The following is a 1739-nucleotide window of genomic DNA, read 5'->3' as shown; positions in this document are numbered from 1 at the left end:
GACAGGTCCTCCCCGCGCAGCGAGGCGCCCCGCAGGTCGGCGCGGTCGGGCAGCCGCAGCCGGGCGCTGAGCCGCAGCGCGTTGGCCCGGACCGTCTCCCCGGCGTCCTCGTCGCCGAGCACCCGGGCTGTCCAGGCCGTGCACCGGCGCGGGTCGGCCAGGTCGCCGAGGAACTCCACAGTCAGCGCCGACAGCGGGCGCACCGCCAGCGCGGACGGGTCCTCCCCCCGGTTGAACTGCGCGGCGATCCCCTCGGCGACCAGCCATTCCAGCACCGAGGTGTGGATGAACCCGAACAGTCCGTCGTCGGTCCGCACCAGCAGGCTGCCGGCGCCCACCGCGTGCATCGCCTGCGGGCCGGACAGCCGCGACTCCGCCAGCCCGGTGAGCTGGCCGGCGGCATCGGCCAGCTCGGCCAGCCGCAGGTACGACTCGCCGCTCTCCCAGAGCTGGAACGCCAGCCGGCTCACCGCCGCCCACAGCTCGGGGCGGCGCAGCGTCACCGGCGCGCCCGGCACCCCCTGGGTACGCCGCTCCTCGAAGTCCAACCAGGACTCGAGGATCTCCCGGTAGAGCGCCGCGGCGCTGAACGTGCCGCCGGCCCCGGCCACCGCGGCCAGCCGGCCCTCGTCGAGGTTGGCGATGAACCCCAGCATCCGCGGGTTGCGGGACAGGCCGAGCAGATCCTTCACCCCGGCCAGGAGGTCCATCCGGTCGCGGGCGGCCTGCTCGTCCCCGCCGTACCGGTTGCGCAGAAAGGCCTCGATCTGGCCGGGGGTGAAGTCCTCGATGGCCAGCACCCGGCGGTGCGGCAGCAGCCCGACCCGCTCGCCGAGCGCGGTCAGCACCTGCGAGTTGGTCTTGAAGTGCTGGGTCCGGCTGCTCACCACGATCTTGGCCTTGCCCTCGGCCGCCTGGAGCAGGGTCTCCAGGTGGTCGGCCGCCCGGTCGTACGCCACCCGGGCCACGAGTTCGTCGAACCCGTCGAAGAGCAGCACGATCCGACCCTTCCGGAGCATGTAGCGGAACGCCTTGAGGTCGATCACCTGCTCGCCGTGGTTGGCCAGGTGCGCGGCGACCAGCCCGTCCACCGAGTGCGCCTTGTCCAGCGCGCGGAGCTCCACCAGGATCGGGATCAGGTCGGGCGCGGCGGTGGGCAGCCGGCGGGCCACCTCCCGCAACGCGAACGTCTTGCCCCGGCCGAAGTCGCCGAGCACCAGCACGAACCGGCCGTCCGGGGCGGAGATCAGCTCCAGCAGCTCGTCCACCACGTCCTCGCGGACCCGCTGGTCGGCGCCGACCAGGTGCCGGTAGCGCTGCGGCACGTACTGCCCGGGCGGGTAGAGCCGGTCGGCCTGCAACCGGGCGGTCTGCGCCGCGACGTACTCGCGCAGGTCCAGCAGGCCCTGGAACTCGGTCAGGTGCAGCACGCGCACCCCGCGCCGCTGCGCCGCCTCGGCCAGCCCCCGGCCGATCCGGTCGCCGTCGTAGACCAGCTCGGACGCGACGTCCGGATCGGTGGCGTGCACCCGCCGGGCGAAGTCGTCGACGTCGGCGGCGCTCGGCGTGCCGACGTACGCGCCGACCCGCTGCTGCCGGACCACCCCGTCGGCGCGGTAGGTGACGAACAGGTGTGGCGGGTCGGCGGGCACCCGGCGGACCAGCACCCGGTCGTAGCGCGCCTCGCACACCTCGGCCAGCCGGTCCAGCAGCCGCTCGAGCGGCGCCGGCGCGACCAC

1 protein-coding gene is annotated in these 1739 nt (G+C 74.6%); it reads right to left on the bottom strand.

Going from position 1 to position 1739, the window contains the following annotated elements; genetic code table 11:
• On the bottom strand, positions 1 to 1739 hold a 1739-nt coding region (locus tag JNW87_RS38360; protein WP_238455441.1), incomplete at both ends, for an NACHT domain-containing NTPase.

This window comes from Micromonospora sp. ATA51 (assembly GCF_016802855.1).
In the GTDB taxonomy this organism is placed as follows: domain Bacteria; phylum Actinomycetota; class Actinomycetes; order Mycobacteriales; family Micromonosporaceae; genus Micromonospora; species Micromonospora sicca.
This window is presented reverse-complemented; position numbering and strand designations above follow the sequence as displayed.